At 67.6% G+C, this 14,120-nt stretch carries 13 protein-coding genes; 5 read left to right on the top strand and 8 right to left on the bottom strand.

The window, feature by feature from the left end; translation table 11 throughout:
• Positions 1-12 precede the first annotated feature (12 nt).
• The 3 genes from SYV04_RS08235 to SYV04_RS08245 are packed head-to-tail and all read right to left on the bottom strand — an operon-like array spanning position 13 to position 3,317.
• Entirely contained in the window at positions 13-1,563 is a 1,551-nt protein-coding gene (locus tag SYV04_RS08235) for an acyl-CoA synthetase (protein ID WP_321545088.1), read from the bottom strand.
• A gap of 42 nt (positions 1,564-1,605) precedes the next feature.
• The gene (locus tag SYV04_RS08240; RefSeq protein ID WP_321545089.1) at positions 1,606-2,601 is read right to left on the bottom strand and encodes a 3-oxoacyl-ACP synthase III family protein; all 996 of its coding nucleotides are present in this window, start codon (positions 2,599-2,601) and stop codon (positions 1,606-1,608) included.
• Positions 2,598-3,317: a TetR/AcrR family transcriptional regulator gene (locus SYV04_RS08245; RefSeq protein ID WP_321545090.1), complete on the bottom strand. Its 720-nt coding sequence runs from the start codon at positions 3,315-3,317 to the stop codon at positions 2,598-2,600. The genes SYV04_RS08240 and SYV04_RS08245 overlap by 4 nt, the downstream gene beginning before the upstream one ends.
• A 176-nt stretch (positions 3,318-3,493) precedes the next feature.
• Between SYV04_RS08245 and SYV04_RS08250 the strand changes: the two genes are divergently transcribed.
• Together SYV04_RS08250 and SYV04_RS08255 are read left to right on the top strand one after the other, a co-directional pair.
• Positions 3,494-4,381 carry a serine hydrolase gene (locus tag SYV04_RS08250; RefSeq protein WP_321545091.1) on the top strand — a complete coding sequence of 296 codons (888 nt, stop codon included), beginning with the start codon at positions 3,494-3,496 and terminating at the stop codon, positions 4,379-4,381.
• 178 nt (positions 4,382-4,559) lie between these two features.
• Positions 4,560-5,306, top strand: a complete 747-nt coding sequence (locus SYV04_RS08255; protein ID WP_321545092.1) for an SDR family oxidoreductase — start codon at positions 4,560-4,562, stop codon at positions 5,304-5,306.
• Here the strand turns inward: SYV04_RS08255 and SYV04_RS08260 are convergent.
• From SYV04_RS08260 to SYV04_RS08275, 4 genes are all read right to left on the bottom strand, one after another.
• Complete coding sequence (locus tag SYV04_RS08260; RefSeq protein WP_321545093.1) at positions 5,296-6,477, bottom strand: FadR/GntR family transcriptional regulator; 1,182 nt, start codon at positions 6,475-6,477, stop codon at positions 5,296-5,298. The two genes, SYV04_RS08255 and SYV04_RS08260, sit on opposite strands and share 11 nt — an antisense overlap.
• Positions 6,478-7,538: 1,061 nt before the next feature.
• Positions 7,539-7,949: a PopC secretion inhibitor PopD gene (gene popD / locus SYV04_RS08265; RefSeq protein WP_321545094.1), complete on the bottom strand. Its 411-nt coding sequence runs from the start codon at positions 7,947-7,949 to the stop codon at positions 7,539-7,541.
• Between the two features lie 59 nt (positions 7,950-8,008).
• On the bottom strand, positions 8,009-9,415 hold the full coding sequence (popC, locus tag SYV04_RS08270; RefSeq protein WP_321545095.1) for a subtilisin-like protease PopC: 1,407 nt from the start codon (positions 9,413-9,415) through the stop codon (positions 8,009-8,011).
• An 87-nt stretch (positions 9,416-9,502) separates the two neighbouring features.
• A complete protein-coding gene (locus tag SYV04_RS08275) occupies positions 9,503-11,185 on the bottom strand; it encodes a S8 family peptidase (protein WP_321545096.1) in 1,683 nt (560 codons plus the stop codon).
• Between the two features lie 342 nt (positions 11,186-11,527).
• On the opposite strand from SYV04_RS08275, the gene SYV04_RS08280 reads away from it, so the two are divergent.
• From SYV04_RS08280 to SYV04_RS08290, 3 genes are read left to right on the top strand one after another with little or no spacing between them, the layout of a single operon-like run.
• On the top strand, positions 11,528-12,331 hold the full coding sequence (locus SYV04_RS08280; protein ID WP_321545097.1) for a prolipoprotein diacylglyceryl transferase: 804 nt from the start codon (positions 11,528-11,530) through the stop codon (positions 12,329-12,331).
• Between the two features lie 16 nt (positions 12,332-12,347).
• Complete coding sequence (locus SYV04_RS08285) at positions 12,348-12,926, top strand: class I SAM-dependent methyltransferase (RefSeq protein WP_321545098.1); 579 nt, start codon at positions 12,348-12,350, stop codon at positions 12,924-12,926.
• Between the two features lie 55 nt (positions 12,927-12,981).
• Entirely contained in the window at positions 12,982-13,761 is a 780-nt protein-coding gene (locus tag SYV04_RS08290) for an alpha/beta fold hydrolase (protein WP_321545099.1), read from the top strand.
• A 9-nt stretch (positions 13,762-13,770) separates the two neighbouring features.
• Here SYV04_RS08290 and SYV04_RS08295 read toward each other — a convergent pair whose 3' ends face one another.
• The gene (locus tag SYV04_RS08295) at positions 13,771-14,052 is read right to left on the bottom strand and encodes a rhodanese-like domain-containing protein (RefSeq protein WP_321545100.1); all 282 of its coding nucleotides are present in this window, start codon (positions 14,050-14,052) and stop codon (positions 13,771-13,773) included.
• Between the last annotated feature and the right edge of the window lie 68 nt (positions 14,053-14,120).

Raw genomic sequence — 14,120 nt, forward strand, 5'->3', positions numbered from 1 at the left:
CCACACAAGGACTCAGTGCCGCGCATCCGCCGCGATGGCGGCCTCGCGCAGCTCCCGCTTGAGAATCTTTCCCGCCGGCGACACCGGCAGGCGCTCCATCAACTCCACCTTCTTGGGCACCTTGAAGCGCGCTACGCGCTCGCGCAGGTGCTCGAGCAGCGCCTCGGGCGTGGCGCTCTCGCCGGGCTTGAGCACTACGAAGGCTCGCCCCACCTCGCCCCACTTCGCGTCGGGCACGCCCACCACGGCGCACTGCTGCACAGCGGGGTGCTCGTAAAGGACCGTCTCCAGCTCCAGCGGGTACACGTTCTCGCCACCCGAGATGAACATGTCCTTCTTGCGCCCGGCGATGGTGAAGAAGCCGTCCGCGTCCTTGCGCGCCAGGTCCCCGGTGTGGAACCAGCCCTGCGCGTCGATGGACTCCTTCGTGGCTGCCTCGTCGTTGAAGTAGCCCGAGCACATGGAGGGACCCTTGAGGACGAGTTCGCCCACCTCGCCCGTGGGCACCTCGCGACCGTCGTCATCCACCAGCCGCGCGTCGACGAAGTAGTTGGGCCGACCGATGGAGCCCGCCTTGGAGATGGCGTACTCCGGGCCCATGCTGAAGAGACCCGGGCCGAACTCTGTCATGCCGAAGCCCTGCTTGAAGGGCACCGAATGCACGGCCTGCCAGGCCTGGATGAGGGGCACGGGCATGGCCGCGCCACCGCTGGTCATGAAGCGCACGGTGGAGAAGTTCGTCTCGCGGAAGCGCGGCGCGTCGTGCAACTGCTGGTACTGCGTGGGCACCGCGAAGAAGAGCGTCACCTTCTCGCGCTCGAGCAAGGTGAGCAGCTCCTCGGGGTCCCACCGGCGCATGATGACGACGGCGCCGCCCACGGTGAGCAGCGGGACCGAGTAGACGAGCAGCCCGCCCGTGTGGAACATGGGCGTGTGGGTGATGGTGACGTCCCCAGGCCGCACCTCGTGGACCAGGGTGTTGAGCGTGTTCCACGCCACCATGCGGTAGGAGACCTTCGCGCCCTTGGAGCGACCCGTGGTGCCGCCGGTGAAGAGCAGGCAGAGGATGTCCTCGGCGTCCACCTTGTCGTTCGTCACCGGAGCGGCGGGACGGTGCAGCAGCGTCTCCGCGTACGGCATGCTTCCCGGCAGGCTCTTCGTCTCCAGATGCACCAGGCGCAGCGAATCGCCGAGGCGATCCTTGACCTGGGCCACGTTGTCGCGGAAGTCATCTCCGAACAGGAGCACGCGCGGTGTGGTGTCACGCACCGACTCCGTGAGCTCCTGGGCGTGCAGGCGCCAGTTGTAGGGGACGAAAATGGCGCCGATCTTCCCGCAGGCGAAGAGCGCGTCCAGGTACTCCACGCCGTTGTGGGCCACCAGCCCCACCCGGTCTCCTGGCTTCACTCCGGCCACGTCGCGCAGCCATCCGCCCAGGGCCTCGGCCCGGGCGTTCAGCGCGCGGTAGGTGAAACGGCCCGCCTCACCCTTGGCCACGTCCACCACCGCCAGGGCCTCTGGCCAGTACAGGGCTCCGCGCCCCATCCAGTCGCCGATGAACATCCGCGTCCCCTTCTCGCGTGCCTCGGTGAAGTGAAGTACGGCTCAGGCCGTCCAGCGGTAGAGCGCGGAGGCCATGGACAGACCGCCCCCGCTGGCACAGAAGGCCACGAGGTCCCCGCGCCGCACCTTGCCCTGCTCCACCGCGTCATCCAGCGTCATGGGGATGCAGGCCGAGCCCGTGTAGCCCCACTTGTCCATGGTGTAGTGCGCCTTCTCCATCGGTTGGCCCAGCACCTTCATGGTGGCCTCGATGGTGCGCAGGTTGAGCTGGGTGAAGACGAAGAGCTTCACGTCGTCCAGCGACTGGTTGGCGCGCTTGAGCAGCACGTCCAGAAGCTGCGGCCAGCGCTCGGTGTTGAAGGTGGAGGGGAACTTGCGGACGAACTGCACCGCGGGCTTGCCTCCGGTCAGCTGCAAGCTCTCGGCGGTGGCCGGGCGGAAGGTGCCGCCGGTGTAGACGCCGAGCGCGTCATGGTACTCGCCGTTGGCCAGCAGCTTGGCGCCCAGGAAGCCGGACTTGTCGCCGGCACCCAACACCACCGCGCCCGCGCCGTCCGCGAACAGCGTGCATGTCTTCTTGTCCTTCCAGTTGATGTAGCGCGACATGCCGTAGGCGCCCACCACGAGGATGCGCTTGTAGCTCTCGTCCGCGGCGATCGTCTTGCTGGCTACGTCCAGCGCCGTCACCCATCCAGCGCAGGCGCAGTTCAGGTCATACGTACCCGCGTTCGGCGCGCCCAGCTTGGCCTGCACCACCGAGGAAGTGGCCGGGCTGAGGTAGTCCGGCGTGTCCGTGGCGACGACGATGAGGTCCAGTTCCTCGGGTTTCGTGCCCGAGCGCTGCAGGGCCTGGCGCGCCGCGGCCACGCACAGGTCCGAGGTGGCCTGGTCGTCGGCCATCATGTGCCGCTCCCGGATGCCCACGTTCTGCACGAGCCAGTCGCTCACCGACTCGCCGAGGATGCGGTCCACATCCGCGTTGGTGAGGACTTTCTCGGGGACGTAGCGTCCGGTGGAGAGGATCTGGGCGTATCTCATGCGTTGCTCCGGAGGGTGTTACGCGCGGAACGGGTCCCGCGCTTCGAGGAGGCGGTGGAGGTCTTGGGAGGAGCCTTGGCGGAGTCCTTGCCCGGACGAGGCGCGGGGCGCGGATCCAAACCGTGACGAATGAGCGCCATCGCCGTGTCCAGCACGCGCTCGATGCCGGGGTCCTCTTCCCAGATGACCCAGCGCATGCCGAGGAAGTCTCCGATGCCCATGAGGCAGTAGGCCAGCGACTCCGCGTCCATGCGGCGCACCTGCCCCGCGTCCATGGCCTGCGAGAGGCCGCGCACGTACCCCTTGGCGAAGCGGTCGTAGTAACGGCGGTAGCAGGCCTCATCGACGAACTCGGCCTGGCGCACCACGCGGTAGAGGTTGGGGTGCTCGCGGGCGAACTCGAAGAAGGTGCGCAGGCCCTCACGCTCCACGTCGAGCCGGTTGGGAAGACCCGCTACGGCTTCGGCGATGAGGCGGCGCAGGCGCTCGCCCAGCTCGTCAACCACCTCCACGAAGATGGACTGCTTGTCCGGGAAGTAGACGTAGAAGGTGCCCAGCGCCACGCCGCTCTTGCGGGTAATGTCCGCGATGGATGCGCGCTCGTAGCCCTTCTCACCGAAGATGGCCTCGGCTGCCCTCAGCAGCTTCTGGCGCGTCTTCTGGCCTCGCGGCGTGACGGGGAGGAGGCGCTCTGACGAAGTTGAAGGGCGATTCATGTTTCAGCTTCTGGTAGCACCCCCTCGAAGCCCTTGTCAAAACCCTCGTGCGCTGGAAAGGCTCGTGACCTTCCGCGTCAGGGCGGCAACGCACCGCGTCGCTTTCCGTGACGCGATGGCCCTGCTTCCACCGGGGACATAGGCTCGCTTCCACCTCTCTACCCGGTTCTCGCTCCATGCTCCAGACCGCCCTGCTCGTCGTGCTCGCGGTAGCTCCCTCCAGCCCTGAGGCTCTCCGGGGTGCGCTCCAGGAGCGCATCTCCCAGGTGAAGGGCGCGACCGTGGCCGTGGCCTATCAGGACTTGGGAAACGAGAAGGACTCGCTGCTGCTGGCGGCCGACCGCTCCTTTCATGCGGCCAGCACCATGAAGGTGCCGGTGATGGTGGAGTTCTTCCGGCAGGTGGACGCCGGCAAGCTGTCGCTCGACCAGCCCATCCCCCTCGTCAACCGCTTCTCCTCCATCGTGGACGGCTCGTCCTACTCGCTGGACCCCAAGGAGGATGAGGACGCCGCTCTCCACGAACAGCTGGGCAAGCCGGTGTTGGCGCGCGAGCTCGTCGAGCGGATGATCACCCGCTCGAGCAACCTGGCGACCAACTCGGTCATTGCCCTGGTGGGAGCCACGAAGGTCACCGAGACGCTCCGCGGACTGGGCGCGAAGCAGATGACCGTTTTGCGCGGCGTGGAGGACGGAAAGGCGTACGCGAAGGGGCTCAACAACAGCGCCACGGCGAGGGATCTCGCCACCTTGCTAGCCGCCATCGAGCGCGGGCAGGCAGCCTCGGCCAGCTCCACCCAGGCCATGCGCACCATCCTCCTGGCCCAGGAATTGAACGACTTGATTCCCGCGGGCCTGCCCTCGGGGACACGCGTGGCCCACAAGACCGGGCAGATCACCTCAGTCCTTCATGACGCGGCCATCGTCTACCCGAAGGGCCGTGCGCCCTACATCCTAGTGGTGCTCACCAGCGGCATCTCCGATGAGAGGGTGGCCCGCGCTCTCATCGTGGACATCTCCCGGAGCGTGCATGCTCACGCGGCCCGGAACGCGCCCAGCCCCTGAGAGCACGGTGCGCCTTGCACGAAGAGCACGGGTCTCATCCACGCTCATGGGAAGTTGAAGACCGATTCAGGTTTCATCCGCTTGCCACTGGCCAGCACCCTGGTCTTGGGCGTAGGTTCCGCGTCACTTTCTCCGGTGGCCCGGGCCTCCCGCGCCGCCGCACTTCCAGGAGAGGCACATGCAGTTGAAGGACCTGAAGATCGTGGTGACCGGCGGTGCCCAGGGTATGGGTGCCCACTTCGCGCAGCGGCTCCTCGAGGCCGGTGCCCAGGTGGCCGTGGGTGACATCAGCGAGGAGAAGCTCGCCGCGCTGCCCGCAGGCATCCACCGCCGCCGCCTGGATGTGTCCAACGAGGAGGACTGCGTTGCCTTCGTAAACTGGGCGCACCAGGCCATGGGCGGCCTCAACGGCCTCATCAACAACGCGGGCATCCTCCGCGACGGCCTGCTTGTGAAGAAGGATCGCACCACCGGCCAGGTGAAGAAGATGACCACCTCGGACTGGAACGCCGTCATCGGCGTCAACCTCAACGGCGCCACCGTCATGGTGCGCGAGGTGGTGGCGAAGATGGTCGAGACCGAGCAGAAGCCCGGCGTCATCGTCAACATGTCCTCCATCGCCCGGCACGGTAACCGCGGTCAGTCCAATTACGTGTCCGCCAAGGCGGCCCTGGCTGCCAACACCGTCACCTGGTCGCGCGAGTTCGCTCCGTTCGGCATCCGCGTCGGCGCCGTCGCTCCGGGCATGATCGAGACGCCGATGACCCAGGGCATGAACCAGAAGGCCCGTGATGCGCTGGTGGCCTCCATCCCCGTGGGCCGCATCGGCGTGCCCGAGGACATCTGGGTCGCCGTGAAGTTCATCATCGAGTGCGAGTACTTCAACGGCCGCACCATCGACGTGGACGGCGGACTCAACTTCTAGGCGGGAAGTCCTCCTGCGGTTTCTCCCACATTAGAGAGCCGGCAGTTCCCAAGCCCAATGCCCCTGGGGGAGGACCGAAACTGACAAAGGCCGCCCTCCACCAGGGCGTCCCGTTGCCAGCGCCTGACAGAAAGCTGTCTGACAACCAGACAGCTTTGGGAAGCCCGCCCCCGACCGGGGCCCTCCGGGGGGAGTGGGCACAGTGGCATCCCACGGAGCCGGGATGTGGTGGTGACTGAGGTACAGCCCCCTGCGCTGCAATCTCGTGGTGCTCAGGTGCATCCGGAGTTGTGGCACCTTCTACGCGCGGTTCCTCCTGGGCTGGCTCAGTAGCACTTGCCGCAGTGCAGGCAGGGAGCTGCTCGGAGGCTGCCGCAGGAGGCTCACTCTCGGCGGGCTCAAGCCCTGCGTGGGGATGAGGGCCTGGCGGCACTTCAGTGGGAAGGGACTGGGGGGCTTCGTGAGTCGCCCACACGTTGCGCAGCAGGTGCTCATCGCTGGCCTGGAGGAGTGCCGGGAGCTGACGCCTCAGGGCCTGCGCGTCCCGCTGAGTCAGGCCTTCATAAGCACACTTCGCCCATTGCAGGACGGACTGGTTGTCCGACTGGAGCACCACCCGGTCCACCATGCCCCAGAAGGAGCGCTCCAGGGACTGCAGCAGCAGCAGGTGTCCCGAACGCTTGGCCACGCGTGCCGCCAGCCGCAGCAACTCGAACTCGAGCTGGGCCCAACGCGCTTGCGGCTCCCAGCGCACCGCATCCTCCAGGTGCAGGCAGGCCTCCTGCAGCCGCTTCAAGTCCGCCTCGCTGGCGCATTCGCAGCAGGCACTCAGCAGCTCCACCGCGGTTTCGCGCTTGAGTGCCCAGAAGCCTTCCAGCAGCTGGCGACTCTGGGTGGGGGCTTGTTTCCTCGCGTGCAGGGCCACGCTCAGGTTCTCCAGCGTCAGCGCCTGCTCCAGCGCCACCGCGCGGCTTCTGCGCCCAGGGTGCTGCACCACCAACCCTCGGGCGGCCAGCTTCAGCAGCGCCTCTCTCACCGTGGCTCGGGAGACACCATAGCGCTGCGCCAGCGTGTGCTCGGCGGGCAGGTGTCCACCTTGAGGTAGCTGGCCCTGCGAGATGACTCGCTCCAGCTCCTGCTCCACTTGCCAAACGAGCCCCATCCGTTCCATGTCCGCCACCCTCCTCGTTGCAGCTGCCTCCTATCTCACCACCTCGGTCTGACATCGCTGGCGAGCGTGCCCATTCCTCAGGAGTTCGCTGAGAGATTCGGGCCCCTTCATCGTGTGAATGGGGCCCATGAAGTGCGGCGCGGTAAGCCTGATAGCAGCTCTCTTCCTGGCAAGCTGCGGTGTCGAGGAGGGTCCTCAGGATCCCTCGGGCCAGCCCAGTGCGGATTGCTTCTTTCCAGAGGGCATCGCCGTCACCTAGGACGGCACCGCTTTCGCCGGCAGCATCGGCACCGGCAAGGTGGTTCGCTTCGCCTCCGGCGCTTCCTGCTCCGTCCCTTCATCACCGAGGGCCTGAGCAACGTCGCCAGCCTGAGCGCGGATCCCCGTGCGGCCCGAGCTCACCTCCGGTGTGGTGGCTTCTGCTGCGACATGACACTCGACGAGCAGGGCACAGACTCCGTCAATTCACGCGTCGACAAGCTGCCCGCTGGCGGCTCCGCGTGGCTCTCCTTGTCCAAGAACACCACCTACCTCAGCGGCCAGCGCTCACCCTCAATGGCATCGCCTGGGACGGCCAAGGCGCCCTCTACGTCACCAAGTACAACAGCGGGCAGATGTTCCGCTCTCGCCCACCCCTGTGGGCGTCGTTGGTGACACCGCCTGGGTCGTCGAGGGTCAGCTCGGTATCCTCTTCGGATTCGAGAGCATGTACCGCGTCTGCTTGCCCTGAGAGCAGCCAGGCAGACATGTTTCATACTTTCCCATCCGTCAGATGGACGCACCTGTGAAACGTGAGAAAATCGCAGTCCTTGAGAGAACCAATCTCTCTCTCAAGCGTCTAATGATAGACAGGAAGACTGTACTTCCTGCTCCCTAGCGGGTTGCCGGGACAATCACGAGTTTCTAGATTATTCAGGAAGGCGGGGGCAGGGCGTCGGTTCAGTGAGACGAGAACGCGTAACCCCGCAGACTTCCGGGAAGCGGCCCCCGCAAAAGCGCCGCACGGGCCGTCCTCCTCGCAGAGGGAGGAGGGTCCGCAGAAGACCGGGTGGAAAAGTGCCTTACGAGTGAAGCTCGAGGGGCATGGAGGAGCCCGCTTCGAACTCGGGAGCGCGACGCAGCTGATCCAGCACGCGCGGCGCGCAACGGAGGGTCAACATGGGCAGGGAGCCGCCCGGCTCGCTGACCGACCGTACCGCGCCCATGAGCTTGTGGGACTCGAGCCAGCGCATCAGGTCGTCGCGAAACCGCGCGCTCTCCGCCAGGCCTGCCTGGTAGAGAGCCGCTCGGTTGGCGGATACCTCGCGCGGGGCACGGCGCCGGGGCGTGCTGCTCTCACGCGGCATGACCGTGACGTCAATCCACTCGGACGTGGACTCCTCGCCACCCGAACCTGGCAGGCTTCGGACCGAGGGAACCGCGCGCGGCAAGGCGTACAGGGTCTTCCCCGGTCCGTTCTGCTTCCTGCTCATGGCCCTTCTCCTCCCCCAGGCCCGGCGCTCCTGTGGCGCCGGCCCCGGACCTACCGTCGTCAGCGATACACAGCCAAACCCTTGCCCGTTCGGTGTCCCGGCGAGCGCTTGAGCTTGACTGCGTTGGCCATAATCAAATCCTTCACCTCGAGCGCCGTCAAGTCAGGAGCACGGCAACGATACAGTGCTGCAATACCAGCAACATAAGGGGCAGCCATGCTGGTGCCACTCATTCTCTCATAAAACGCCTGGTTGTTGCAGCGCCGTTCCGTACTTGAATAGATGTTAACACCGTAGCCCATGACGTCTGGGACGGAGCGCTTCTCCACCACACCGCTGGCCGAGAAGCTGGCCACTTTCCTGTCGAAGTCGACTGCACCGATGGCCAGTGCCTCCGGAAAGCCTGCTGGGTAACCAACCGTGTTCGGTCCACTGTTGCCTGCCGCAACAACGGGCAGCACGTTGCTGTCCAGCAGCCGACGCAGCATGGTGCGCAGGGCGCGCAGGTTGAGCCGGTAGTCGGCTTCGGTGATCCCCGGAGGGCAGACCACCGGGAAGCCCAGGGACAGGTTCACCACCGCGGGCCGCGTCGCGTTCTCCGGGCGGGAGAACTGGTGCAGCAGCCACTCCATGCCGGCGGCCACGCGGCCGAGGCTGGTGCGGATGGTCTCCGACTCAATCACCGAGGCGACGTAGAGGTCCACCTCCGGGGCCACACCGTGGTGGACCCCCGCGGCGATGCCGCACACGTGCGTGCCGTGGCCATCCGGATCGAAGCCGCGGATGTCCCGCGCCGGGGTGTGGGGCGAGTTGGGGAACAGCGAGACGTAGCGGAACTGGATGACCTTGCTGGCGTGCTCGGGGTGGTCGGCGTCCACGCCGGTGTCGAGCACGCCGAGCATGACTCCAGCGCCGCGGATGCCCTGAGCGTGAGCCAGCGGCACGCCGCACTCGTCAGGCCACTCTCGCTCGGCCAGCGAGGACATGCCTCGGTTGCGCGGGCCCGTCTCTCCAGCCACCGGGCCAGGGAAGGACAGCGGCACCACGTCCGGGATGAACTCGAACTCTCCGGCCAGCTCTCCGCGCGCGGAGTGCTCGGCCTTGTCCGAGTAGAAGTGCGCCATCGTCGCGCCGATGAGCGGCATGTAGCGGTAGCTGCCCGCCTCCGAGCCGGTCAGCTCCTGCACCGGGCCGCCGGGCATGACCGTGGCCTGGGCCCGGACGACATTGCCCCGGCTGCCCTTGCCTCCCTTGCCCTTGGGCTGCTTGCTGACGGAGGGACGCGCGCCCGGCAGCGTGGCCGAGCGCAGCCCGAGCTGCTGCAGCGTCTCGGCCGCTCGCTCGGCGCCGGCGAACCGCAGCGCCGTGGAGCGCTGGAGCTGCCGCTCACCCCGCGCAGTCCCCCGTACCCCATCGCGCGCCTGGGTCTCGATGCTCTCCTTGGGAACCAACAGATAGGACCTCATGGACCGTTCACTCCTTACTGGGACCTCCGACTGCTTGGGGACCACAGGACTGCATACGGGAGGGTGGGGGAAGGCCCCTCCCCGGGTTCATGGCAACTCCAGCCGCGCCCGGAGCCTCTCGGACACGACAGAAGCAATAGAAGTCTGGACGGCCCGCTGCACGCCCACCGTGTGCGTGGCCCAGAGCAACTCCACCTGGTCCGCGTCCACCGGTGCGCCTGCAGGGGCCACGGGGCGCCCCACTCCGAGCAGCTTCAAGAGCGCCCAGCTCACGTCATCCCTCGGCTGGGGCTGCAAGCCCCGAATGGGCTTGATGCGCAGGGTCGCCTCCACATTCAAACGGCCGTCTCCGAAGTACTCGTTGTACTTGCGCGCCGGCTCCTCCGGCCGAGGATGATACGGGTAGGGTCCCACGTCGCTTGCGCCCAGCAACAGCGCGCGACGGCAGGCCTCCACCCGCTCTACGGGTGAGAAGTCCTCCAACGTCTGGCGGTGGTAGGACAACCAGAGCGCGGCGGCTCCGGCCACCTGGGGCGTGGCGGTGGAGGTGCCCCTGCCCGGACGGTAGTCCTCGGGCGGCAGGGCCCACAGCACGTCGGGGGTCGGCGCGCACAGGTCCACCTCCGGCCCGTCGTTGCCCGACATGCGATCATTGAAGCGGTAACGCTTCAGCCCCTGAGTGATTCCGGACACGGCCAGCACCCGGTGGAAGCGCGCCGGGTAGACGACACTCGTCGGCGTCCGCAGCGAGCCGCCGAGCGGGAAGTGGTTGCCGGCCGCCGCGCACACCACCACGCCCTGCTCGTATGCGTGGTTGACCGCGTCCGCCCAGAGCCGGCTGGGCAGCCCTCCCATGCTGATGCTGATCACCTGCGCGCCCTGGCTCACGCAGTGGAGGATGCCCAGCGCCAGCGCGTGGCTGCCCACCTGCACCACCGAGGGCGACACGCGCACCGGCAGCACCGAGGCGTAGGTGGCCACTCCCTGGTAGTCCTCGTGGTTGGCCGCCAGCAGGCACAGCGTCGCCGTGCCGTGCCCTGGCGACAGGCCCATGCCCGACTCGAGCGGATCCCTCGCGTCGGGGCGGTGCCGGTCCCACAGGTCCACCCCGGGCAGGAGCCGATCCGGTCCGGGCACCGCGGGGTGCGCCGACCAGCCGGTGTCCAGGTGCCCGATGAGGATGCCCTCTCCGGGCAGGCGCCCCGCCTTCTCGAAGAGCCGCCACGCCTGCGGCGCCCGGATGGCGCGCAGGTGCCAGTCCCTCGGGAAGTTCTTCCCCGGGGGCTCGGGGAGCTCGACGGTGGGGTGTACCAGCACCGCGTCCGGCTCGGCGTACTCCACCTCCGGCTGCTCCATCAGTGCGTGTACCGCGTTCCACACCTCGTCCGGGGACGGGCCGGCGGGCATGGCGGGCGCGGCGCTTCCCCGCATCGCCATCGCCACGCCCTGGGGAGCCCCAGACGGCCGCGCGCCCTTGGGCTTCTTCGAGCCGCCGCTTCCCGGCAGCTTCACGGTGTGCCAGCGCGCCAGCTCGCCCCCCGGCACCACCCGGGGCAGGTCCGCCGACATCCGCGCGCCGCGAAAGGTGGGGGCCGGCAACCCGTCCACCACCGCGCCCACCGCGCGCACTCCCGCGGACCGGGCGATGGCCGTGAGCGTGCGACGGCTCGGCGCTCGCGCCATCGCCAGGCGCGTCCCCGAACCGGTCTCTCGCAGCTTGACGTGGATCTCTCCCGTGTAATGCACACCGGGCGGCAGCACGGCCTTCATGTCATCCCCCACTTCGGACTTCTTTGGGCCCACGGTGGAACTAGACGCGGACCCCCTGACAAAAAATCACGGTTTTCCCTTAGTAGACGCCAATCCGTGACGTTCAGGTCCTTCGGCTCCTTCCCGGAACGTCGGGAAGTTGGAAGCATTCCGTGCCACGTGCGTTGAAGTGACCAATGGCGTACACCCGGTGTGTCGGCTCGTTGAAGCTGGTGTAGGTAAAAGGAGCCAACTGGACGCCCTGCCAGTAGCCAAGCCGAGGATGATTCGGCGTTACGAATTGTTCGTCAGCTTCATGACATGCGGGTAAGGGAAGGCTCCCTGCCTGCTGGAGAGCCGCCTTTGATTCCCTACGTCAACCCGCACTCGCTGAAGATCGGCCCCATCGAGCCCTTCGGCATCTTCGTCGCGCTCGGCATCTTCCTGGCGGCCCGCATCATCGTGAAGCAGTCGGAGCGGCAGGGGCTCGACCCCAACCCCATTCATGACTACGCGCCCTGGGGCGTCGGCGTCGGCGTCGTCGTGGGGCACCTGGTCCACCTGCTCTTCTACCACCCCGAGGAGCTCTCCAAGAGCCCGTTCCAGATCCTCAAGGTGTGGGATGGCCTGTCCTCCTTCGGCGGCCTGCTGGGCGGCATCATCGCCGCCATCGTCTTCTTCCGGATTCGCAAGGTGAGCTTCGCCAAGTACGCCGATGCCTTCGCGCTCGGCGTGGCCCCCGGCTGGGCCGTGGCCCGCATCGGCTGCTTCATCGCCCACGACCACCCGGGCCTGCGCACCGACTTCTTCCTCGCCGTGAACTTCCCCGTCGAGCGCTACGGCGGGCCCCGGCACGACCTCGGCCTCTATGACGCCGTGCTGCTGTTCGCCATCACCGGTCTGCTCTTCGCCCTGCGCAACTCCGGCAAGCTGCAGAACCGCCTGCTGCACCTGTTCGCGATCATCTACGCCGCCGGCCGCTTCTTCTTCGACTTCATGCGCGCCACCGACTTGAGCTACGTCGACGCCCGCTACCTCGGCCTCACCCCCGCCCAGTTCGGCTGCATCCTGCTCGTCATCTACGGCGTCTGGGGGCTGGTGACGAAGCGCTCGCCCCAGGGCGGAGCCTCGGCGGCCTCGGGCGGCGCCGTGGGGAGCACTCGGTAGCGCTCGGGCCTCTCCGGTGAAGGCGCTGCTCTATGACGCGCTGATGGCTCCTCTCGGGTGGATGGGCCTCACCGAGGCCCGTCAGCGCCTCGTGGCCGGGGTCCACAGCAAGGTCCTCGAGGTGGGCGCCGGCACCGGGCTCGCCCTGCCCGGCTACCCCGAGGATGTCGACTCCATCACCGCCCTCGACATCGACCCCGACGCCCTGGTGCGCGCCCGCAAGCGCCGCCCGGGCGTTCAAATCGCCCTGGCCAATGTGCAGGACCTGCCCTTCCGCGACAGGTCCTTCGACTTCGTCATCGCCAGCCTCGTCTTCTGCAGCGTGGAGGATCCGGCGCGCGGCCTGGCGGAGCTCCACCGCGTCCTGCGCATCGATGGCCAGCTGCGCATGCTCGAGCATGTGCGCTCTCCCAACCCCAAGGTCTCCCGCCTCCAGGAGCGACTCACCCCCGCCTGGTGCCGCATGACGGGCGGGTGCCGGCTCAACCGCGACACCTTTCCGCTCGTCCAGGCCGCGGGTTTCTATGTGACCCGCCGCGTCTCGCTGCTCGACGGATTGGCCGAGGAGATCACCGCCGTCCGCGTGAAGAAATGAAGTCTCCGCCACCGAGCCGGCGTCGCAGCTCGCGGCGGATTCCAGGGAGCGTTCCGTGCAACTGAGCACCGGTGTCGAGCTGAGATATGTGGAGCAGGGCAGCCCCGGCGGAGAGGCCGTCCTCTTCCTCCACGGATATACGGACTCCCATCACTCCTTCGATTTGTCCCTGCCGCACCTGCCAAGTCGCTACCGCGCCTATGCGCTGGACCAGCGCGGCCACGGTGACTCGCAGCGCCCCGCGTGCTGCTACACCCAGCAGGACTTCGCCGCCGATGTGGCCGCCTTCATGGATGCGATGCGCATCTCGCGCGCCACGCTCGTGGGCCACTCCATGGGCAGCTTCATCGCCCAGCAGGTAGCCTTGGCCTTTCCCCAGCGCGTCGAGGCGCTGGTCCTCATCGGCTCGGCCCCCACTGGCAACAACGCGGTGATTCGCGGGCTCAACGACTTCGTCGTCACCCTGGAGGACCCCGTCGATCCGGGCTTCGTTCACGAGTTCCAGGCGAGCACCGTCTTCCAGCCCGTCCCCGACTCCTATCTGAATACCCTCGTCTCCGAGAGCCTGAAGGTCCCCGCCCGCGTCTGGAAGGACGCGCTGGCCGGCCTCATCGCCGAGGACCACTCGGCGCGGCTGGGCCAAATCGCCGCGCCCACGCTCATCGTCGGCGGAGACCAGGACTCCATCTTCTCCGTGGCCGAGCAGCAGGCGCTCGCGGCCGCCATCCCCGGCGCCCGGCTCGTGCTCTACCCTCAGGTCGGCCACGCCCCGCACGCCGAGGTGCCTCAGCGCTTCGTGAAGGACCTCACGGACTTCCTGCACGCGGTGCGCTGAGCGCGCGGCCTACCAGTACGCGACGGATTTCAGGTCGAAGACGTCCTGGTAGCCGCTGCGGTTCAGAAAGCTGGTGGCCATCGCGCTGCGGCCCCCGCTGGCGCAGTACACCACCACCTTGGTGCCCGGCGGCCCCAGCTCTCCCAGCCGCTGGGGCAGTTCCTGCACGGGGATGTTGCGCGCCTGCTCGGGGTGGCCCTGCCGGAACTCCTCCGGCGTGCGCACATCCAGCAGCACCGCGCCTTCGGAGACGAGCTGCCGGGCCTTCTCGGAGAGCTCTTTCGGAGTCATGGGCCCGGCACTGTAGACCAAGACGGCCAGGGGATGAGCCCAATGCCGCGCGGTACACACTCGCGCCG

The sequence above is a fragment of the Hyalangium ruber genome, assembly GCF_034259325.1.
Lineage (GTDB): Bacteria > Myxococcota > Myxococcia > Myxococcales > Myxococcaceae > Hyalangium_A > Hyalangium_A rubrum.